Below are 21,259 nucleotides of genomic sequence, written 5' to 3' on the forward strand. Positions count from 1 at the left end.
ACAATCCGGAGCATGAACCCACGATCCTCTTCCCGATGCCCGTTTCATGCGGACGCCGCTGATGCGTCGCCCGTGCTTCACCCGCCCGGCGTATGGCCGCCGGGGCCGCGTGCCGGCCTGACGGGTTGGCCGCTGCTGCGCGCGATGTCGCGCGACCTGACCGGCGCGCTCGCAGGCTGGCAGCGTGCGCATGGCGACGTCGTGCACCTGCGCATGTGGCCCGAACATGCGGTGGTCGTGACCGATCCCGCGCTCGTGCGCGAGCTGCTGGTCACGCATCACGATGCGTTCGTGCGCTGGGAGCGCGGCATTCGCGTGTTCTCGCGGGTTCACGGGCACAGCGTGCTGGTCGCCGAGGGCGACGCATGGCGCGACAAGCGGCACGCGCTGCAGGCGAACTTCGCGCCGAAACCGGTGCAGGCGTTCGTGCCGTCGATCGCCGCGACAGCCGGTCGTGCGCTCGCGCAGTGGCCCGCGTGCGACGCACACTGGCCGGTCGAGAGCGCGCTGACGTCGCTGGCGATGGACGTGATCATGCGCACGATGTTCTCGGATTCGATCGGCGCACACGCGCGCGTTGCCGAAGAGGCCGTGCGCACGGTCGGCGCGGCGGCGAACGCGGAGTTCTACCAGCCGGCCGGCGCGCCGGACTGGATGCCGTGGAAGCGCGGCAAGGCGCGGGCGCTGGCGGTGCTGAACGGACTGATCGACCGGCAACTGCATGCGCGTCTCGACATGCCGGAGCACGGCTGGCCGGACGACCTGCTGTCGCGCCTGTTGCGGCTGCACCGTGCCGACGGGTACGCATGGCCGCTGCGGGCCGTGCACGACGAGTGCATGACGGCATTCCTGGCCGGCCACGAGACGGCCGCGGCCACGCTGACCTGGTGGGTGTGGAACATGGCCGCGAATCCGGCCGCGCAGGCCGCCGCGCGCGACGAGGTCGTGCGCGTGCTGGGCGGCCGTGCGCCGACCGCCGACACGCGCCCCGCGTTGCGCTACCTGACGCAGACGCTCGAGGAAACGATGCGCCTGTATCCGGCGGCACCGATCCTGATCAGCCGTCGCGCATTGCGGCCGGTCGCGCTGGGCGCATGGCAGTTTCCGGCGCGGACGCTGTTCATGCTGCCGATTCAGCTGATGCATCACGATGCACGATGGTTTCCGGAGCCGCAGGCCTTCCGGCCCGAGCGCTTCGCCGACGACGCACCGGCGATTCCGCGCGGCGCTTACATGCCGTTCGGCACGGGGCCGCGCGTGTGCCTCGGGCAGCATCTGGCGATGACGGAGATGACGGTGGTGGCGGCGATGATCCTGCAGCGCCATGAATTGTCCGTGCCGCCCGGCATGGCGGCGCCCCGCGCGGCGCTGAACGTGACGTTGCGGCCCGAGCGCGCCCTGCACGTGGCGATCGCGCCGACCGGGCTGGCGGCGGACGTCGCATTGTCGTAACGCGGCGACGTGTCGCGTTTACCCCGCCGCATCCTCCCCAAGCGCCTGGATGAACCGCGAAAACAGCTCCGGCTGCGACGAGATCCCGAGCTTCGCGTAAAGATGCCGCCGATGCACCTTCACCGTTTCCGGTGAAATCGCCAGCCGCTCGGCGATCGCCTTCGACGAATTGCCGCGCAGCACCATTCGCGCGATCGACATCTCGCGATCGGTCAGCACGCCCGCGCCGAAGCGCGCGAGCGCCTGCTCGACGCGCGCGCCGAGATCGTCGTCGGGTGTCACGCGCGCGGCGTCGCCCACCAGCCGCCAGTGCTGCCGGATCGTCGCGAGCACCCACGGCATCGCGGCCGTCAGCTTGCCGAGCGGTTCGACGTCGAAGCGCGCGGCCGCGCCGAGCGACAACGACAGCAGCAGGTCGGGGTTCGGCCGCAGCAGGATCTGGATTTCATCGTCGCCGACCGCATGGCGGAAGTAGTTCAGGAAATACTCGCTCTGCCGGAACAGGTCGGGCGCGACCTCCTCGAGCCGGTAGCAGCCGTCGGCGAGCCCGTCGTGCGCGGCCTGCAGGAACGGATCGAGCAGATATAACCCGTTGAGGTAAAGCGGCACGGGCGATGCGCTGTCGGCGCCGCCCGTGTCGTATTCGTCGAGGACGAGCGGCACGCCGTCGCGGCCGATCGCGGTCGCGAGCGCGTTGTCGAACGGCACCATCTCGTTGAGCAGAAGCACCAGGAAACGCCAGAAGCGCGGCTGGCCGAGATGATCGATCGCGCGGCCGAGCGCCTGGTGCATCGCGATTTCGGAGAAGAGTCGATCCATATCACCACCGAAGGGTGTAACACGAAGGGGGAATAGCGGTCCTGAAATTGGCTTCCTAGACTGCCACGCAATCAATCGGGCCCGAGTATGGGTGTTCAAAAAAGCGCAGGACAGAAGCAACAGGAGAACGAAATGGCGATGATGTCGGAATCGACGGGCACGCTGCAAGCGACGCCTGCCACGGAAGGCGCGCCGCGCGCGTTGTCGCAGACGCTCGGCGTGCGCGACGCGGTGATGATCACCGTGTCGGGCGTGACGCCCGCCAGCTCGATCTTCGTGATCGCGCCGTTCGCGATCCAGCAGGCCGGCAGCGGCGCGGTGCTGTCGTTCCTGCTCGGCGGCGTGCTCGCGCTCGCGTTCGCGCTCTGCTACGCGGAGCTCAGCGCCGCGCACCGCAGCGCGGGCGGCGAATACGTGATGGCCAAACGCGTGTTCGGCACGCTGCCCGGCTATCTGACCTTCATCACGGTGCTGTCCGTCAGCGTGTTCATTCCCGCAGTGCTCGCGAGCGGCGCCGCGCCTTACCTGAACAACGCGCTCGGCACGCACTTCAGCAACCAGTCGGTCGCGTTGACGATCGTGTTGCTCAGCTACGTGCTCGGCATGCTGAACATCAAGACGAACGCATGGATCACCGGCGCGTTTCTCGTCGTCGAGATCGGCGTGCTGATGCTGATTGCGGGGCTCGGCTTCGGCACGCCGCATCGCGGCGCGGACGCACTGGTCGCGCCGGTCGTCGCGAGCGGCAATGCGCTGGTGCCGGCCACGCTCGCGGCGATCGTGCCCGCGATCGGCACGGCGATCTTCTGCTACAACGGCTTCGGCTCCGCCGCCTATCTCGCGGAAGACCTGCGCGGCGGCAACCGCAACGTCGCGAAGGCGGTGATCTATTCGCTGCTGGTGATCCTCGTCGTCGAACTGATTCCGCTCACCGCGATCGTGCTCGGCGCGCCGTCGCTGACGGAACTGACGAAGAGCGCCGACCCGATCGGCTATGTCGTGCGCTCGCTGAGCAACCCGGCGGTGTCGCGCGCGGTCAGCGGCGGGATCTTCCTGTCGGTATTCAACGCGATCATCGCGATCGTGATCACGATGGGGCGCCTGCTGTACAGCAGCGGCCGCCATGCGCTCTGGTCGCGCACCTGCAACCGCGCGTTCTCGACGATCCATCCGCGCTTCGAATCGCCGTGGCTCGCGACGCTCGCGCTCGCCGTGCCGTCGTCGGGGCTGGTGTTCGTGTCGAGTCTCGACGAGCTGACCGCGTTCACGGTCGACCTGCTGCTGCTGATCTACCTGGTCGTCGGGCTGGCCGCGCTCGCGAGCCGGCTCGTGCGCCGCGACGTCGAGCATCATTACCGGATGCCGCTGTGGCCCGTGACGCCGCTCGTCGCGGTCGCGGGTGCCGCATACACGCTCTACACGACGCTGGCGACGGCGACCAAGCCGACCGACCTGATCATCATCGGCGCTCTGCTGGTGGCCGCGCTCGCGATGTATGCGGTCTGGGCCCGCCACAGCGATGCGTTCCGCTCGCTCTGAACCACCCGACACACACTGAACCATTGAAAGACTGGAGGAATTGCATCATGCGCACGAGGGATCTCGGCATCCGCATCGGACTCGGCACGCCGGGCCGCTTCAACGCGATCACGGACGTACCGGGCGTGCGGGTCGGACATTGCACGCTGAACGTCGAGAACGGCGATGCATCGATCCGCACCGGCGTGACCGTGATCGAGCCGCGCGCGGGTGCCGCGCACGATTCGCCGTGCTTCGCGGGCGTCCATGTGCTGAACGGCAACGGCGACGCGACCGGGCTCGAATGGATCCGCGAAGCCGGCCTGCTGACGACGCCGATCGCCTATACGAACACGCACAGCGTCGGCGCGGTGCGCGATGCGCTGGTCGCGAACGAACGCGAGGCGACGGCCGGCCGCGTGTACTGGTGCATGCCGGTCGTGATGGAAACCTACGACGGCCTGCTCAACGACATCTGGGGGCAGCACGTGCGCGCCGAGCACGTGCTGCGCGCGCTGGCCGCCGCACAGTCGGGGCCGGTCGCCGAAGGCGGCGTCGGCGGCGGCACCGGCATGATCTGCCATGAGTTCAAGGGCGGCATCGGCACCGCGTCGCGGGTGGTGGCGGCCGACGCGGGCGGCTGGACCGTCGGCGCGCTCGTGCAGGCGAACTACGGCGTGCGCGAGATGCTGCGCGTGGCCGGTTATCCGGTCGGCGACGTGCTGCGGCACGTGCCTTCGCCGTTTCGCGCGCCCGACGGGCAGGGCGAGGCCGGGATGGGTTCGATCGTCGTCACGATCGCGACCGACGCGCCGCTGCTGCCGCATCAATGCACGCGCCTCGCGCAGCGTGCGAGCGTCGGGCTGGCACGCGTCGGCGGCGGCACCGAGGATTCGAGCGGCGACATCTTCCTTGCGTTCGCAACGGGGAACGACGGCTTGCCCGCCGCGAACTACGGCAGCAAGGGCGCGCCGACGACGGCCGTGAAGATGGTGAACAACGACCACATCTCCGCACTGTTCGTCGCCGCGGCGGAAGCGGTGGAGGAAGCGATCGTGAATGCGCTGGTCGCGGGGAGCGACGTCGAGTCGCGCGGCGCGCGGGTCGAAGGGCTGGGGCAGGCGCGCTTGCTGGATGCGTTGCGCGAAGTGGGGTGGCGGCCGGGGCGCGGCGCCTGAAACGGCATGCGCCGCTTCAATCGAAGCGGCGTGGCGGGCAGGGTCGCTGCGGCGATCGGCCGGCTCGTCGTGCACGCGCGCAGGCGATACGTGCGATACGTGCGATGTGCGCGCGGCGGGCCCGGCCGTGACGACGCGGCGTCATGCTCAGCTGCCGAAGTAGACGTTGCAGAAGCTGACGGGGCCCACGCATGCGTTCGGGTCTTCCTGCTTCGATTGCGCACGATCGACGCGGCCCGAGGCCTGGACGGCTTCGGCGCGGTTCGCCGGTTGTTGCGCGACGTCGGCCGGCGCGCTCTGGGCGTGCGCGACGGCGGCGGTGAGCGACAGGGCAACGAGGGCGAGGTGCAGCGGCTTCATTTCGGTTTCTCCTGGGTCAGTGCCAGTCTCGCTGGCAGTGAGGAAACTATAGGCTCGCACTGCCTGGAAATTAATCACCGCGGGTGCAGAGCTTATTTCCAATCGGAACAAGGGTGACGTTGCGTACGCATCGATCTCCCGCCGACCCTCGTCGGCGCTCAATGACGATGGCGGTTGAACGGCGCATCCTTGTCCAGCAGCGCGCTGCGAATGAAGTGCAGGCAGCCGACGATGCGCTGCATGCGGTGGCGTTCATCGGGCACCGCGTACCATGCGTGCAGCGTGTGCTGTGCGGCGCGAATCGACAGGTTCACCGATTTGAGCGTGCGCGCATGATGGCCCGGCGTCGGATCGTCGAAGAAGCGCGGCAACTCGTGTAGCACCGCGTCGACCGAGGCGGTCCAGCGCAGCGTCTGCGGCGGTTTCGATTCGCAGAACCCGTGCAGCTCGTCGCGCAGGTCGATCACCGCATGGCCGACTTCGAGCGTCGACAGCATCCAGCGCAGTGCGTCGCGATGCTGTCGCGTGCGCTTGACGAGCAGCGTGCGCAGCTGCGCCATCAGGTCGTGCGTGCTCGACTGGAAGCGCGCGGCGAGCCCGTCGCGCGCGCCTTCGCACGCGAACGTGACCTGGCGGCGCAGGTCGTGCGCGATCCGCGACGTGAGCCACGGCATGTGGGTCGGAAACACCACGGCGAACACGATCGAGCAAGCGAGCATCGCGACGACGACGGCGAAGCCGTTGTTGATCAGCACCTCGGGCGTATACGCGATCGCGTTGTCGGGGCCCGCGAGCAGGCAGAAGAACACCGCGAAGCCGATCCCGTAGCCCGACAGGCCCGGGCGCATCGCGAGAAACGCGCCGAGGCCGAGCACCGGCGCGAGTGCCGCGCACAGCAGCGGAAAACCGTCGATGTTCGGATAGACGTAACAGAGGAACACGTAGCCGACGGCGGTCGCGAACGCCGCGCCGACGCCCATCTGTGCGACGAACTTCGGTGCGCGCGGCGACGTCGAGCTCAGCGCGCACGCGATCGCGGTCGCGATCACGGCGAGCGAGCCGCTCGGCCATTCGGACGCGAGCCAGAACGCGCTCATCGCGCCGACGGCGACGAGCGTGCGCAGGAACGCGAAGCCGACGAAGAACGAATTGGTCTTCACCGCGTAGTGCGTGACCGAGCGTTCGAACGCGTGATCGTCGCGGTCGAGCGACGCGTTGGTGTCGGCGTAGCCGAGATACTCGCCGATGAAGCGATACATCAGCTCGATCGCGGTGTCGAAGTCGAGCAGGCCGCCGGCCGCGTGATCCTCGATCGCGCGACGCGACGCGCGCGCGGCCTTCGGCAACGCTGCGTGAAAGCGGCGCAGTTCGAGCAGTGCGCCGGTGGTCGACGTGATGCCGCGCTGCCGCTCGTCGCGCAATGCGGTGATCCGCTGCGCGAGCGCATCGATGTGCGGCGCGAGTGCGTCGAGCACCGCGTCCGACCGGTTCGCGCGCAGGCGTTTGACGAGCTGGTGCAGCGCATGCAGGCGCGTGCACGCATTCATGAACTCGCTGTTGAGCCGCGCGAGCCGGCGGCTGCGCGCGCGAATGTGCGGATCCTCGAACGACGCGAACGCGCGGTTGGCCTCGAACCCGACGATCTCGTCGACGAAATCGGCGAAGCGCCGCTCGAAGTCGCCGCGCGCGAGGTCGCCCGACAGCGCGCCGGCCGCGAACGCCGCGAACTTCACATGACGCGCGCTCAGCGAGCGCATCAGCGCTTTCGCGGAACTGAGCGGCAGGATCAGCGCGCTGACCGCGCCGGAGCATGCGATGCCGAGCGCGACTTCCGCGGCGCGCGTGAGCGCGGACTGGAACAGCGTCTGCGGCGTCATCACCGCGGGCAGGCCGATCAGTGCGGCGGTGTAGCCGGCGAGCACGAACCCGTACCAGCGGAAATGGCGGTTGCGCACCGCGAGCGCGATGCAGCCGCCGACCCACAGCGTGATGCCGGCCATGTACAGCTCAGGCTGCTGCGCGAACAGCCCGCCGAGCGCGAGCGCGGCGACGAGGCCGGCCGCCGTGCCGAGCATGCGGTAGAAGCTCTTCGCGAACACCATCCCCGACAGCGGCTGCATCAGCACGAACACGGTCGTCATCGCCGTGCGCGGCTGCGACATCTCGAGCCGCATCGCGATCCCCATCGCGAGCAGCGCGGCGAGCACGGTCTTGGCGAGGTGCAGCCAGATCATCCCGTCGCTCGCGGCCCAGTCGCGCGCGGCGCCGCCGAGCGGATCGAGCCAGGTTCTCCATCGGGCCGGTTCGATGGAAGGTCGCTCGATCGCAGGTTGTGGCTTCATGAAAAAAAGCGGGGCGCGTGCGGTGCCGCGGCGCGTCCGGACGGGTCCGTTCGACTGGTGAGGCGCCGATTGTAGGAGTGCGGCGCGTGGGCATTAACGCAGCTACGGGGAAACGATAGTTGCAGGCCGCGTAACAATCTGTCGCACCCGCTGGAGGAAAATAGCGGCTCCGCTACAGGTGGCTCACAGGAATGGATACCCTACAAAACATGCGGGTGTTTACGCGCGTCGTCGAGACGGGCAGTTTCACCGCGGCCGCGCAATCGCTGAATTCGACGACGGGCGCGATGTCGCGCGCGGTGTCGGAACTCGAGGCGCGTCTGCGCACCCGTCTGATGAATCGCTCGACGCGCCGCCTCGCGCTGACGTCGGCCGGCGAAAGCTATCTGCGGCGCTGCCGCCAGATTCTTGCCGACGTCGATCGCGCCGAGGAGGAGGCGAGTTGCGCGCACGAACGGCCGGCCGGCGTGCTGCGCATGCACAGCTTCGCGAGCGTCGGCCATCACTACGTGATGCCCGCGCTCACGCGCTACCACACGCAATATCCGGACGTGTCGATCGAGCTGTCGCTGTCGCAGCGCATGCCCGACCTGTTCGACGGCACGAGCGACATGGCGGTCGTGACCGCATCGTCGCTGCCCGACTCGGAGCTCGTGTCGCACCTGCTCGGCTCGACCTTCAGCATCCTGTGCGCGTCGCCCGAGTACGTGAAGCGCCACGGCGCGCCGGCCCGCCCGCAGGATCTCGGCGCGCACGCGTGCCTGACACTTTGCACGCCGGCGTTCCCGACCCACGAATGGGTGCTCGAAGGCGCCGACGGCATCGAGCAGATCCATGTCACCGGGCCGGTGCAGACCAATACGGCCGAGTCGCTCGCGCTCGCGATCTGCGACGGTATCGGGATCGGCATGCTGCCGCTGTATGCGGCGATCGACGCGCTGCAGGACGGTACGCTCGTGCGCGTGCTGCCCGGGCACATCCTGCAGAAGATGAACGTGTATGCGCTGTATCCGTCGCGCCGTTTCATCGACGCGAAGGTGCGCACCTGGGTCGAGATGCTGCGTGCGCAGGTGCCGGGGATGATTGCTCGCGACGTCGAGATGCTGAACGCGATCGACCGCGAGCCGCAGGCTGCCTGATCAGGCAGCCCGAGAGCGAATCCAGGACGAGATGGCCGCGTGCCGGACGGCACGCTGTCCGGCCGCATCCATCGTGACGAACCGTTTCGCGCGATTTCCGCCGCGCCCGCGGGACGCATGTCGCGCGGGTGCAGCGTTGCTGCGTGCCTTCACAGCGCGGGCTTTGCCGCCACGCCCGATTCCGTTGCGCCCGCGCCGGCCGGGCCATATGCGCGTTGCGCGGCCTTGTGCTCGGCGAGCCGTTTTGCTGCCAGGCGTTCCTGCGCGGCCATGATGTCGTCCGGATAGTTGCCGGCGTCGCCGAGCGACGGGTTGTAGCCGACCGATTCGAGGTCGTAGAGCTCCTGCAGCACCTGGGCGCGCGTGACGGGCGCCTTGGCGGACTGAGCGAACGACAGGGCCGGTGCGGCAAGCAGGACGGCAGCGGCGGCGGTAACGACGAGCGATTTCACGATGTTCTCCAGTAGACGGGGTGTGAGGCCGGTCCGGTGATCGACGCGCGATCCGAACCGTCGATGCCAGTCTATGCAGCACACGCGCGCACAAAAACCCCGATTCCGGGCAGGCAGCTTTCCAGATGGAACAACATTGGTGCAGGTCGCCCACAGCGCGCGAACCCGTCCGCCAGGACAGGGTCCTGGCGGACGGGCGACGGGCGCTCACGCGGCGCGGAACTCAGAACCGCGTGCGCATGCCGATCGTGCCGACGATCTGGTTCGCGGTGCTCGAGGCGCCGCCCGACGTGTTGATGAAGGCCTGGTAGCCGCGGCCCGACGCGTGCTGGTACATCGCTTCCGCGTACAGGTCGGTGCGGCGCGACAGCTTGTACACGGCCTGCAGGTCGACCTGGTGCCACTTCGGATCGGTGCCGTGCTTGCTGTCCGGGTTCGACACGCTGGCGTCCGTGTACACGTAGGCCGCGCCGAGACTGACGGCCGGCGTCACCGCATAGCGCACGTTCACGTCGTAGTTGTTGAACGCGACCTGGCCGGTGGAACCGAACGAGCCCGAGTTGTCGTACTGCGAGCGCGTATAGACGAAGCCGACCGTCGCCGGACCGAACACGTAGCTGACACCGCCGCCGTACGAGCGCATGCGGTCCGCGCCCACCGACCAGCCGCCCTGGCTCACGCTCTTCGCTTCGGCCACGTCGGTCGCGCCCGGGCTTGCGCTCGTCGAGCCCTTCGTGCCGTTCATCTGCAGGTACGCGCCGGCCAGCTTCAGCGGGCCGTTCGTGTAGCTTGCCGCGACGCTGTACGCGCGGTTGCCGGCGAAGTTCGTCGAGTTCGAGAAGCCGTACAGCGCGCCGACCTTGAAGCCCGCGATCGTGTCGCTCGTGTACTTCACCGCGTTGTTGATGCGCACCGAGTGGTTCAGGTTGTCGTTGTCGAACGGATGCGCGAAGCCGGTATCGCCGAAGTCGCCGGCCGTCGCGGACAGCGGCGCGACGAAGTCGACCATCGTGTCGTACTGGCGGCCGAGCGTCAGCGTGCCGTAGCCGCTGCTGGTCAGGCCGACATACGCGTGGCGGCCGAACAGCTTGCCGTCCTGCCCGAGCGCACCGTTGTTCACGTTGAAGCCGTTCTCCAGGACGAACAGCGCCTTCAGGCCGCCGCCGAGATCTTCCGTGCCGCGCAGGCCGAAGCGGCTGCCGTTGACCGTGCCGGAGGTCATGCGCCACAGCGATGCGCCGCCGGCGTTGTTGGTGTACGCGATGCCGGCGTCGATCAGGCCGTACAGCGTGACCGAGCTCTGGGCGTGCGCGAGCGGGGCGAAGAGTGCGGCGGCGGATGCGGCGGCAATCAGGGTTTTGTTCGTTTTGTGCATGTAACAGCTCCTGCGTGTGGGACGGGTGACCAAAGTTCGGCGCAAGTGTAGGGGCGGGGTCGTGCGATTCCGGCCGCAGGCGCGCGAGTACACCGTTGCGAGTTGCGCAAGAGTGCGTCACACGCCGTTCACAAATCGGTCCGGAGGCCGGACGGCGTGCGTTTTCGCCGACGGCGCGACGCGAGCGGTCGGGCGGCCGCGCATGCCGTGTCGCGCATTGACAACACGCGCGTCGCCGGCGCGGGAGTTGATCGCCGCGCCGCGCGCGTGGAGAATGGGCAGACCATTGCCGAGATCCGGAGCCCCCGATGACCACGCCGCGCCGTCCTTCCTTGAGTGCCGCGCTGTGCTACCGCGACCCGAAAGCCGCGCTCGCGTGGCTCGAACGCGCATTCGGCTTCGAGCGCGCGCTGGTCGTGACCACGCCGGAAGGCGACATCGCGCATGCCGAAATGAGATTCGGCGACGGCCTCGTCATGATCGGCGGCGCGTGGGCCGACTTCATCGCGTCGCCGCAGGACACGGGCGACCGGAACACGCAGCACGTCCACGTGCATCTTCCCGACGACGCCGACATCGACGCGCACTGCGAACGCGCACGTGCGGCCGGCGCGGAGATCCTGCAGGCGCCGGCCGACCAGTTCTACGGCGATCGCATGTATCGCGCGCGCGATCCCGGCCGGCATGTGTGGACGTTCGGCAAGCACGTGCGCGACGTGGCGAACGACGAGATGAGCGCGGCGACCGGCCTGACGATCGAGGATTTCAAATAAGCGCGGCACGCATCGCAGGAGCCGGTTTTTCCCCACCACGCGGCGCGCTGACGCCGCATGACGCCTGGACCCACCATGAACCTCTTCAATGCACGCCTGCGCGGCCGCGACGGGCTGTTCACGATCGGCATCGACGGCGACCGGATCGCGCGGATCGACGCGCAGGCCGCGCCGGTCACATCGGTCGGCGCCGGCGATGTCGATGCGGGCGGCCGTCTCGCAATTCCGCCGCTCGTCGAACCGCATATCCATCTCGATGCGGTGCTCACGGCCGGCGAGCCGGCCTGGAACATGAGCGGCACGCTGTTCGAGGGCATCGAGCGCTGGTCCGAGCGCAAGGCGACGATCACGCACGAGGACACGAAGGCGCGCGCGCATGCGGCGATCGGCATGCTGCGCGATCACGGCATCCAGCACGTGCGCACCCACGTCGACGTCACCGATCCGACGCTGGCCGCGCTGAAGGCGATGCTCGAAGTGAAGGACGAGGCGCGCGGGCTGATCGACCTGCAGATCGTCGCGTTTCCGCAGGAAGGCATCGAGTCGTTCGACGGCGGCCGCGCGCTGATGGCGCAGGCGATCGAACTCGGCGCGGACGTCGTCGGCGGGATCCCGCATTTCGAGAACACGCGCGAGCAGGGCGTCAGCTCGATCCGCTTCCTGATGGAGCTGGCCGAGCGCACCGGCTGCCTCGTCGACGTGCACTGCGACGAGACCGACGATCCGCATTCGCGCTTTCTGGAAGTCCTCGCGGAAGAGGCGCGCGTGCGCGGCATGGGCGCGCGCGTGACCGCGAGCCACACGACCGCGATGGGCTCGTACGACAACGCGTATTGCTCGAAGCTGTTCCGGCTGCTGAAGCGCGCGGGCCTGAACTTCGTGTCGTGCCCGACCGAGAGCATTCATCTGCAGGGGCGCTTCGACACGTTTCCGAAGCGGCGCGGGCTCACGCGTGTCGCTGAACTCGATCGCGCGGGCCTGAACGTGTGCTTCGGACAGGATTCGATCAAGGATCCGTGGTATCCGCTCGGCAACGGCAACATCCTGCGCGTGCTCGACGCCGGCCTGCACATCTGCCACATGATGGGCTACCAGGACCTGCAGCGCTGCCTCGACTTCGTGACCGATCACAGCGCGACGGCGATGCATCTCGGCGACGGCTACGGGATCGCGGTCGGGCGGCCGGCGAACCTGGTCGTGCTCGATGCCGACAGCGACTATGAAGCCGTGCGCCGGCAGGTGAAGGCCACGCTGTCGGTGCGCCACGGGAAGGTGATCATGCGGCGCGAGCCGGAGCGCGTCACGTATCCGGAGTGACGCGGCTGCCGCGACGGCGGCGCACGGCGGCACGCCCCGTCGGGAACTGCCGTCTTTCTTGTATGCGCTGAATGCATGAGTTGATCAAAAAAATACGTTTGTCTCATGAGAGATCGACGCCTACGATGCGGTCCTGACGGCGGCGTGCATGGTGCGCGCCGTCTTGTCGATCATCGTCCGCCGACCTCATGCGCCTCGATCTTCCGTCTGCTCCCGTGTCTTCCTCGCCGTCCGCCAGTCCGTTCGCGCGGATGGCTGCCGTCACGATACTGACCGGCATCGGCGCTGGCGTCGGCGGGATGCTGCTCGCGCTGCTGCTGCACGCGATCCAGCACATCGCGTACGGCTACAGCCTCGCGCACGTGGTCGGCACCGAGAGCTTCCTTGCCGGCGTGAGCCAGGCCGACCCGCAGCGCCGGCTCGCGGTGCTCGTCGTCTGCGGGCTGGTCGCGGGCGGCGGCTGGTGGGCGCTGTACCGCTACGGCCGGCCGCTCGTCAGCATCCGCCGTGCCGTGCGTGCCGCCGATCCGCGGATGCCGTTCGTCAGCACGACGGTGCACGCGCTGCTGCAGATCGTCACCGTTGCGCTCGGTTCGCCGCTCGGCCGCGAAGTCGCGCCGCGCGAGATCGGCTCGCTGCTGGCCGGGCAGTTCGCGCACCGCGCGGGGTTGACGCCCGCCGACTGCCGGCTGATGGTCGCGTGCGGCGCGGGTGCCGGGCTCGCGGCCGTCTACAACGTGCCGCTCGGCGGTGCGGTGTTCGTGCTCGAAGTGCTGCTCGGCACGTTCGAACTGCGCGCGCTGGTGGTGGCCGTCGTCACCTCGGCGATCGCGGCGGCCGTCGCATGGATCGGCCTCGGCAACGAACATCAGTACACGGTGCCTGCGTTCGTGCTGAGTACGCCGCTCGTCGCGTGGTCGATCGTCTGCGGGCCGCTGTTTGGTTTCGCCGCGTACGGCTTCGTGCGGCTCACGAGCCGCGCACGGGCCGACGCGCCGAAGGGCCGGCTGCTGCCGGTGCTCGCGCTGGTCAACTTCGCGGTGATCGGTGTGCTGGCGATGCGCTTTCCGCAACTGCTCGGCAATGGCAAGGGGCCGGCTTCGATGGGCTTCGACGGCACGCTGACGATCGGGCTCGCGGCGACGCTGCTCGTGCTGAAGGTGGCGATCGAGGCGGGCAGCCTGCGCGCGGGGGCGGAGGGCGGGCTGCTGACGCCCGGTCTCGCGAACGGCGCGCTGCTCGGCGTCGTGCTCGGCGGGATGTGGAGCCTCGTGTGGCCGGGCGCGTCGATCGGCGGATGCGCGCTGGTCGGCGCGACCGCGTTCCTCGCCGCGTCGATGCAGATGCCGATCACGGCCGTCGTGCTGCTGCTCGAATTCACGCGCGCGAATCACGACAGCCTGGTGCCGATGCTGCTGGCCGTGGCGGGCTCGCTGGTTGCGTACCGGTTCGCGCAGTGGGTGGTGGAGGGACGGCTCGGGGCGGCCGCGGCCGTCGCCACGCCGGTGACGGCGACCCGGTAGCCCTCCTCGGCACAGGCTGCGGCGCGCGGGCTGCGCCGCTGAAGTGCATCGATCTATATCACGGCAAGGAACTGGACGCCGCCGCGAAGCAGCACGTATTACGCCCGAACAGCACCTATCGGATCGAGCATTCGCCGAAGCCGCAGTAGCGATAAGACGCCATTGCGCAATGCAACGGCGCGCCCGATGCCGTTTCGCCGACGCTATTCAAGCGTCCGGATCGAATTGCTGATTCCGCGCGCGCAGTCGATCACCGCCGGCGCGAGCTTGCGGCGCGCATCGTCGAACGTCCAGCGGCTCGTCGGCGCGACCACGTGCACGGCCGCGACCGGCTGCCCCTGGCTGCCGAGCACGGGCGCGGCAATCGACATGTCCCCGATGAACAGTTCTTCCTGGTTGGTCGCGTAGCCTTCGCGCCGTGCACCGTCGAGCAATGCGACGAGCTCGTCGAGCGCCGTGACCGTACGCGGCGTATGCGGCGTACGCACCATGCCGTCGAGCCGCACACGCGCTTCCTGCGGCGGCAACGCGCTCAGGAATGCACGGCCGCTCCCGGTGCAGTACATCGGGATACGGCTGCCGATCGGCATGTGGATCGGCACGAACTTCGTCGATACGAAACGCGCGACGTAGACCATTTCGTCGTCGTCCGGCTCGGTGAGATTGGTGGTCTCGCCGGTCAGGTTCGTGAGCTCGGACAGGAACGGATTCGCGACGTCGATCAACGTATCGGCCGCGAGATAGTTGAAGCCTATCCGCATCACGTGCGGCGTGAGCTGGAAACGCCGCGTGACCGGATGCTTGCGGATGTAACCGAGCTGCTCGAGCGTATAGACCATCCGCTGCGCGGAGCTTTTCGTGATCCCTGCCGCGTCGGCCACTTCCGCCAGCGTCATCGTGCGCCGCTTCGCGCTGAACGCGCGCAGCACGTTGAGCCCTTTTTCCAGCGACTGATTGAACAGCAGATCGTTTGATTGATCGGGTGACGTTTCCATGGCGAGGGACGGGATTGATTCGATATCACATCCTATCGTATCGAATATCGATACGCAAAAATCTTTTTGCGATATTTTTGATTCGTTTTAAGATCGGGTCATCGTCGCAGTGTCGATCAGCGGCCGGCCGACGCACCGGGTTAATCGAGAAGGAGACGTCATGGTTTCGTTCATCAAGCGGTTCGGCGCACTGGCCGCCGGTTTCGCCACCTGTATCGCACTCTCGACGGCTTCGGCGAGCGCCGTTGCGGCCGAGCCCACGCTGAAGGTCGGCGCGACGGCCACCGGCGTGCCGTTCACGTTTCTCGACGTCAAGAGCAATTCGATCCAGGGGATGATGGTCGATGCGATCACCGCGGCCGGGAAGTCGGCCGGGTTTCGCGTCGACGTGCAGCAGACCGTGTTCTCGGCGCTGATCCCGTCGCTCACCACGCAGAAGATCGACATCATCTCGGCCGCGATGCTGAAGACGCCTGCGCGCCAGCAGGTCGTCGATTTCTCCGACACCGTCTACTCGTTCGGCGAAGGCCTGATCGTGAAGGCCGACGATCCGGGCCGCTATACGTCGATGGACGATTTCAACGGGCAGGTGGTCGGCGCGCAGGTCGGCACCGCGTTCGTCGATGCGCTCAACAAGAAGGGCATCTTCAAGGAAGTCCGGACCTATGATTCGATCGCCGACATCATGCGCGACGTCGCACTCGGGCGCATCAAGGCCGGCTTCGCCGACCAGCCGATCGTCGCTTACCAGATCGAGCACGGCGTCAATCGCCAGGTGCGGCTCGTGCCGGAATACCAGAGCGTGGTGAAGGGGCAGGTCTGCTTCATCGTGCGCAAAGGCGACAACGCGACGCTCGAACAGCTCAACGGCGCGATCCGCAAGATGAAGAGCGACGGCACGCTGCAGCAGATCCTGCAGAAGTGGCACATGAGCTGAGCACCGGCGCCCGATTCCCGTCCGGCATCGCCCGCGCGTCGCGGGCATCCACCGCGGCGCGCCGTTCGGGCGTCGCATAGGAGACCTCATGTTTTTTCAGAACGCGATCGATTTCCTGCCGATCCTGCTGAAGGGCGCGGTGATCACCGTCGAGATCACGGCATGCGCGTTCGTGCTCAGCTCGGTGCTCGGACTGATCCTCGCGCTGATGAAAGTGTCGCGCAACCGGGCGGTGTCGACGGCCGGCAGCACGATCGTCAACGTGATCCGCGGGCTGCCGATCATCGTGCAGCTGTTCTACATGTACTTCGTGCTGCCCGATCTCGGCGTGCAACTGTCGGCGTTCCAGGCCGGCGTGCTCGGCCTTGGCATCGCGTATTCGGCGTACCAGGCCGAGAACTTCCGCGCCGGCATCGAGGCGATCGATCGCGGCCAGATCGAAGCCGCGCACGCAATCGGCATGCGCGGCCCGATGATCATGCAGCGCGTGGTGCTGCCGCAGGCGTTCCGCATCGCGCTGCCGCCGTACGGCAATACGCTCGTGATGCTGCTGAAGGATTCATCGGTCGCGTCGACGATCACGGTCGCGGAAATCACGCGTGCCGGCCAGCTGATCGCGTCGTCGACGTTCCAGAACATGAGCGTCTACACGCTCGTCGCGCTGCTGTATCTCGCGCTCGGCCTGCCGCTGATGTTCGGCGTGAACCGGCTCGGCAAGCGGCTCGCACTGAGGAGGGGCGCATGATCAGGATCGAATCGATACACAAGCGGTTTCAGCAACACGCGGTGCTGAAGGGCGTGAGCCTCGACGTGCAGCAGGGTGAAGTCGTGTGCCTGATCGGGCCGTCCGGTTCCGGAAAGTCGACCGTGCTGCGCTGTATCAACGGTTTCGAGACCTACGACGAAGGGGCGATCACGATCGACGGCGTGAAGGTCGACGCACATTCGAAGCGCATCCACGAGCTCCGGATGCGCGTCGGCATGGTGTTCCAGCGCTTCAACCTGTTCGCGCACCGCACGGCGCTCGAGAACGTGATGGAAGGGCCGGTGCACGTGCGTCGCAGGCCGGCCGCGCAAGCGCGCGAGCAGGCCCGCGCGCTGCTCGACAAGGTCGGGCTCGCGCACCGGATGAATGCGTATCCGTCGGAGCTGTCGGGCGGCCAGCAGCAGCGCGTCGCGATCGCACGCGCACTCGCGATGGAGCCGCAGGCGATCCTGTTCGACGAACCGACGTCGGCGCTCGACCCCGAACTCGTCGGCGAAGTGCTCGGCGTGATGCGGGGGCTCGCCCGCGACGGAATGACGATGGTGGTCGTCACGCACGAGATGGCGTTCGCACGCGAGGTGGCTGATCGCGTGTGCTTCCTGCACGACGGCACCATCTGCGAAAGCGGGCCGGCGCGCGCCGTGCTGACGCAGCCGACGCATCCCCGCACGCAGGAATTCCTGCGCCGCCTGCTGGCGTCGGACGGCGCCGACAACCCGGATCGAACATGAGTGCAACGAACGCGGCACCCGGATGGCCCGACTCGCCGTGGCCGGATTCGCTATGGGCGGCGACCGCCGCGCCGGCACCCGATACGCCCGCGCTCGACGCGTCCGTATCGTGCGACGTGGCGATCGTCGGCGCCGGTTTCACCGGCCTGTCGACCGCACTTCACCTGGCCGAGCGCGGCGTGAACGTTCGCGTGATCGACGGCGCGCAGCCGGGCTGGGGGGCGTCGGGCCGCAACGGCGGGCAGGTGATTCCCGGGCTGAAATACGACCCGGTCGAACTGGTGCGCCGGTTCGGCGATACGGCCGGCGAGCAGCTTGCCGGCATCGTCGGCGGCGCGGCCGACACCGTGTTCGACCTGATCGCGCGGCACGCGATCGACTGCGATGCGCGTCGCCACGGCTGGATCCAGCCGGCGCCGACCGCCGCGATGCTCGACACGGTCGCGCGCCGGGCGCAGCAATGGGCCGCGCGCGGTGCGCCGGTCGAGGTGCTCGGCCGCGACGACGTCGCGCGGCGGCTCGGCACGCATGCGTATGCGGGCGGCTGGATCGATCGCCGCGCGGGCAGCGTGCAGCCGCTCAGCTATACGCGCGGCCTGGTGCGCGCCGCGCAGGCGAGCGGGGCCGTCGTGCACGGCTCGACCCGCGCCGTCGGGCTGACACGCGTCGACGGCCGCTGGCGGATCGCGACGTCGGGCGGCGCGACGCTGTCCGCCCAGCGTGTCGTGATCGCGACCAACGGCTATACGGACGGGCTGTGGCCCGGCTTGCGCCAGTCGGTGATCGCCGCGAACAGTTTCATCGTCGCGACGGAACCGCTCGCGCCGGAGCTTGGTCGCGACATCCTCTCCGGCGGCGAGGTCGCATCGGATGCGCGGCGTCTGCTGCTGTACTTCCGCCGTGACGCCGCCGGGCGCCTGCTGATGGGCGGCCGCGGCCCGTTCGCCGAACCGCGTGCGCCGGGTGACTGGCGCCATCTCGAGCGCGCGACGACGCTGCTGTATCCGCAACTGAAGGGCGTCCGGTTCGAATACCGCTGGGCGGGGCGCGTCGCGATCACCGCGGATTTCCTGCCGCACGTGCACGAGCCCGCGCCGGGCGTGACGATCGCGCTCGGCTACAACGGTCGCGGTATCGCAATGGCGACGACGCTCGGCAAACATCTGGCCGCGCATCTGTCGGGCGATGCGCAACTGCCGCTGCCGTTCCGGGTCACGCAGATCCGGCCGATTCCATTGCACGGGCTGCAGCGCTTCTATATCGCGGCCGGGGTCGCGTGGTATCGGCTGCTCGACAGCCTGTCCTGACGCCGGTGCGAGGGCGGGTCGCCACCCATCGTCCGATCGGGCAGAATCGGCCTGCCGCCTTTCCACCGACGGACGCCGCATGCCCGACCCGACCGAACCTCCCGCCCGCCGCGCTTACGCGAGCTTCGCGCAACGCTACGCGGACATCGCGCCGACCAAGGCGCACAACGCACTCTACGAGCGTCCGACAACGATGGCACTGCTCGGCGACGTCGACGGCCTGACGGTGCTCGACGCCGGCTGCGGGCCCGGCATCTGCAGCGCGCACCTCGCGCGCCACGGCGCGACCGTCCACGCATTCGACATCACGCCCGAGATGGTCGCGCTCGCGCAAACGCGCTGCGCAGGCCTCACGGTCGACGTCGTGGAGGGCGACCTGGAGGCGCCGCTCGCGTGGCTGCCCGACGCGTCGGTCGACAAGGTGCTGTGCTCGCTCGCGCTCGACTACGTGCGCGACCTCGCCCCGACGCTGCGTGAATTCAGACGCGTCGCACGGCTCGGCGGGACGCTCGTGTTCTCGATGGCGCACCCGATGCGCGACTGGATGGACGAGCGCACACGCGGGGACGCCACGTACTTCGATACGAGCCGTTTCGGCTTCCACTGGTCGGGTTTCGGCGAACCGAAGCCCTATGTCGAAGCGTGGCGCCGGCCGCTTGCCGACATCCTGAACGCGCTCGCCGACGCCGGCTGGCGGCTCGACAGGTTCGTCGAACCGACGCCGCTGGCCGAGATGAAGGCCGTGTCGGAGCGGCTCCATGCGGAGCTGTCGCTGGCGCCGGCGTTCCTCTGCATCCGCGCGCAGCGCTGACCAAAATCGGCGGCGGGCCAGCCGTCAGCGTGCCGGCTCGTCGGTCAGCGTGCCGAGAAACGCTTCGACATCCTTGATGTCCTGTTCGGTCATCGCGGGCTTGTCGCCGGGCTTGCGGTCGAACGGCGCATCCGTCACGTCGACGTTCGCGCGGTACCTCGCCGGGATGTCGTCGTACACGTCGAGCTTGCCGTCCGCGCCGCGCGGATAGAACTTCTGCGGCGAGATGCTGCGCTCGTTGTAGAACGCCATCACCTGGTCGAGCGTATGGAACACGCCGTTGTGGAAGAACACGTGGCGCGTCGCCGCGTTGCGCAGCGTCGGCGTGAGGAACATCGCGCAGTACTGCGTCTGGTCCTTCAGGTCCGCGCGGAACGGCCCGCACACGCCGAGATCGTAGAACGCCGGGTTGCGGTTCTGCGCGAGCGCCTTGTTGCGCGGCGCGCCGAGCGCCTCGTACTGGTAGTCGGTAAACATCGGCGGCAAGCCGTCCTTGCCGGGCTTCGACAGGTGGCAGCCCGCGCAATTCGCCTTGTCCGGATCGTTGAAGAGCTTCAGCCCGCGCAACTCGGCCTGCGTGAGGCGCGCGCGGCCTTCGAGCCAGCGATCGTACTTGCTGCTGTACGGATGGAACGACGGATCCTCGACCTGATAGCGCGCGATCGCGAACATGGCCTCCGACACCGCGAGCTGCGGCGTGGCGAACACACGCGGCCCGAACAGCTGCTCGAACTGCGCGCGATGCGGCGACTGCGCGAGCTTGCGCGCGACGTCGTCGATGCTCGCGTTCGCCATCTCGACCGGATTCAGCAGCGGCCCGAACGCCTGCTGCTGCAACGTATCGGCGCGGCCGTCCCAGAACATCCCGCCTTGCGGCACGAGCTGCGGCGCGGCCGACGTGCCGGCCACCTTCTGCGCCTTGACTACGCCGGCCGCGGATGCCGCCTGCTGCGCGACGCTCGGCGCGGCGTCGTTTTCGCCGGCATCGGGGCCGATGCTGAAGTTCGGCTGGCGATAAAGGTACATCAGCGACGGCGGCGGGCGGTAGCCCTGCTGCGTCATCGCGAGGCCGCCCGGCTGCACGTCGAGCCCGTTCGGCGGCCCGTATGCATGATCGGGGCTATGGCACGACGCGCACGACTGCTTGCCGGATGCCGACAGCGACGGATCGGCGAACAGCGCGCGCCCGAGCTGCGCGACCGCCGACAGCGGCTGCGCGGCCGGGCGCTGCAGCACGACCGGATGCGGATTCGCACCCGTCCAGCCGGCGACGACGTCGCCGATCGCCGCCGGCGTACGGGCCGGAAACGCAATCGCGAACGCGCCGTAACCGAGCACGGCCGCGCCGAGCGCGAACGCCGCGCGGCGCGGCACGCGGGCAGGGGAACGCGACGCGGCGGCGCCGGATGCGTCGGGAGACGGGAACGCGGGACGAGCTGTCATGCTGTCGGTCGAAAATCGGGC

19 protein-coding genes are annotated in these 21,259 nt (G+C 68.5%); 12 read left to right on the plus strand and 7 right to left on the minus strand.

What is annotated here, in order from left to right:
* The first annotated feature begins 144 nt into the window (after positions 1-144).
* The gene (locus DIE17_RS01115) at positions 145-1,452 is read left to right on the plus strand and encodes a cytochrome P450 (RefSeq protein WP_409410389.1); all 1,308 of its coding nucleotides are present in this window, start codon (positions 145-147) and stop codon (positions 1,450-1,452) included.
* Positions 1,453-1,470: 18 nt separating this feature from the next.
* Here the strand turns inward: DIE17_RS01115 and DIE17_RS01120 are convergent, their stop codons facing one another.
* Positions 1,471-2,271 carry a helix-turn-helix transcriptional regulator gene (locus DIE17_RS01120; protein WP_124665877.1) on the minus strand — a complete coding sequence of 267 codons (801 nt, stop codon included), beginning with the start codon at positions 2,269-2,271 and terminating at the stop codon, positions 1,471-1,473.
* A 132-nt stretch (positions 2,272-2,403) separates the two neighbouring features.
* Here DIE17_RS01120 and DIE17_RS01125 point away from each other — a divergent pair, with 132 nt between their 5' ends.
* Both DIE17_RS01125 and DIE17_RS01130 read left to right on the plus strand, forming a co-directional pair.
* The gene (locus DIE17_RS01125) at positions 2,404-3,810 is read left to right on the plus strand and encodes an APC family permease (protein ID WP_124920559.1); all 1,407 of its coding nucleotides are present in this window, start codon (positions 2,404-2,406) and stop codon (positions 3,808-3,810) included.
* 47 nt (positions 3,811-3,857) lie between these two features.
* Entirely contained in the window at positions 3,858-4,967 is a 1,110-nt protein-coding gene (locus DIE17_RS01130) for a P1 family peptidase (protein WP_124920560.1), read from the plus strand.
* Positions 4,968-5,114: 147 nt separating this feature from the next.
* On the opposite strand, the gene DIE17_RS01135 is transcribed toward DIE17_RS01130, so the two are convergent.
* Together DIE17_RS01135 and DIE17_RS01140 are read right to left on the minus strand one after the other, a co-directional pair.
* A complete protein-coding gene (locus DIE17_RS01135; RefSeq protein WP_044843047.1) occupies positions 5,115-5,327 on the minus strand; it encodes a hypothetical protein in 213 nt (70 codons plus the stop codon).
* 158 nt (positions 5,328-5,485) lie between these two features.
* A complete protein-coding gene (locus DIE17_RS01140) occupies positions 5,486-7,669 on the minus strand; it encodes an FUSC family protein (RefSeq protein ID WP_124920561.1) in 2,184 nt (727 codons plus the stop codon).
* Positions 7,670-7,860: 191 nt separating this feature from the next.
* Here DIE17_RS01140 and DIE17_RS01145 point away from each other — a divergent pair, with 191 nt between their 5' ends.
* The gene (locus DIE17_RS01145) at positions 7,861-8,808 is read left to right on the plus strand and encodes a LysR family transcriptional regulator (protein ID WP_124920562.1); all 948 of its coding nucleotides are present in this window, start codon (positions 7,861-7,863) and stop codon (positions 8,806-8,808) included.
* Between the two features lie 149 nt (positions 8,809-8,957).
* Here DIE17_RS01145 and DIE17_RS01150 read toward each other — a convergent pair whose 3' ends face one another.
* On the minus strand, positions 8,958-9,260 hold the full coding sequence (locus DIE17_RS01150; protein ID WP_124484885.1) for a DUF4148 domain-containing protein: 303 nt from the start codon (positions 9,258-9,260) through the stop codon (positions 8,958-8,960).
* A 223-nt stretch (positions 9,261-9,483) separates the two neighbouring features.
* Complete coding sequence (locus DIE17_RS01155) at positions 9,484-10,635, minus strand: porin (protein WP_044843051.1); 1,152 nt, start codon at positions 10,633-10,635, stop codon at positions 9,484-9,486.
* Between the two features lie 308 nt (positions 10,636-10,943).
* On the opposite strand from DIE17_RS01155, the gene DIE17_RS01160 reads away from it, so the two are divergent.
* From DIE17_RS01160 to DIE17_RS01170, 3 genes are all read left to right on the plus strand, one after another.
* On the plus strand, positions 10,944-11,408 hold the full coding sequence (locus tag DIE17_RS01160) for a VOC family protein (RefSeq protein ID WP_124920563.1): 465 nt from the start codon (positions 10,944-10,946) through the stop codon (positions 11,406-11,408).
* 75 nt (positions 11,409-11,483) lie between these two features.
* Positions 11,484-12,725: a cytosine deaminase gene (gene codA / locus DIE17_RS01165; RefSeq protein ID WP_124920564.1), complete on the plus strand. Its 1,242-nt coding sequence runs from the start codon at positions 11,484-11,486 to the stop codon at positions 12,723-12,725.
* Between the two features lie 188 nt (positions 12,726-12,913).
* On the plus strand, positions 12,914-14,248 hold the full coding sequence (locus DIE17_RS01170; protein ID WP_124920565.1) for a chloride channel protein: 1,335 nt from the start codon (positions 12,914-12,916) through the stop codon (positions 14,246-14,248).
* 203 nt (positions 14,249-14,451) lie between these two features.
* Here the strand turns inward: DIE17_RS01170 and DIE17_RS01180 are convergent, their stop codons facing one another.
* A complete protein-coding gene (locus tag DIE17_RS01180; RefSeq protein ID WP_059700324.1) occupies positions 14,452-15,243 on the minus strand; it encodes an IclR family transcriptional regulator in 792 nt (263 codons plus the stop codon).
* 160 nt (positions 15,244-15,403) lie between these two features.
* Between DIE17_RS01180 and DIE17_RS01185 the strand changes: the two genes are divergently transcribed.
* The 5 genes from DIE17_RS01185 (at position 15,404) to DIE17_RS01205 (ending at position 19,795) form a co-directional block, all read left to right on the plus strand.
* A complete protein-coding gene (locus DIE17_RS01185) occupies positions 15,404-16,180 on the plus strand; it encodes an ABC transporter substrate-binding protein (protein WP_059690034.1) in 777 nt (258 codons plus the stop codon).
* Positions 16,181-16,268: 88 nt separating this feature from the next.
* Positions 16,269-16,925 (plus strand): amino acid ABC transporter permease, encoded by a 657-nt coding sequence (locus DIE17_RS01190; protein ID WP_124665882.1) that lies wholly within the window; start codon positions 16,269-16,271, stop codon positions 16,923-16,925.
* Positions 16,922-17,677 (plus strand): amino acid ABC transporter ATP-binding protein, encoded by a 756-nt coding sequence (locus tag DIE17_RS01195; RefSeq protein ID WP_124665883.1) that lies wholly within the window; start codon positions 16,922-16,924, stop codon positions 17,675-17,677. Before DIE17_RS01190 ends, DIE17_RS01195 begins: the two co-directional genes overlap by 4 nt.
* Entirely contained in the window at positions 17,674-18,984 is a 1,311-nt protein-coding gene (locus DIE17_RS01200; RefSeq protein ID WP_124920567.1) for an FAD-binding oxidoreductase, read from the plus strand. The genes DIE17_RS01195 and DIE17_RS01200 overlap by 4 nt, the downstream gene beginning before the upstream one ends.
* 79 nt (positions 18,985-19,063) lie before the next feature.
* The gene (locus tag DIE17_RS01205) at positions 19,064-19,795 is read left to right on the plus strand and encodes a class I SAM-dependent methyltransferase (RefSeq protein WP_124920568.1); all 732 of its coding nucleotides are present in this window, start codon (positions 19,064-19,066) and stop codon (positions 19,793-19,795) included.
* 24 nt (positions 19,796-19,819) lie between these two features.
* Here DIE17_RS01205 and DIE17_RS01210 read toward each other — a convergent pair whose 3' ends face one another.
* Positions 19,820-21,238 carry a cytochrome-c peroxidase gene (locus DIE17_RS01210; RefSeq protein ID WP_124920569.1) on the minus strand — a complete coding sequence of 473 codons (1,419 nt, stop codon included), beginning with the start codon at positions 21,236-21,238 and terminating at the stop codon, positions 19,820-19,822.
* Between the last annotated feature and the right edge of the window lie 21 nt (positions 21,239-21,259).

Source organism: Burkholderia sp. Bp9099 (assembly GCF_003857805.1).
In the GTDB taxonomy this organism is placed as follows: domain Bacteria; phylum Pseudomonadota; class Gammaproteobacteria; order Burkholderiales; family Burkholderiaceae; genus Burkholderia.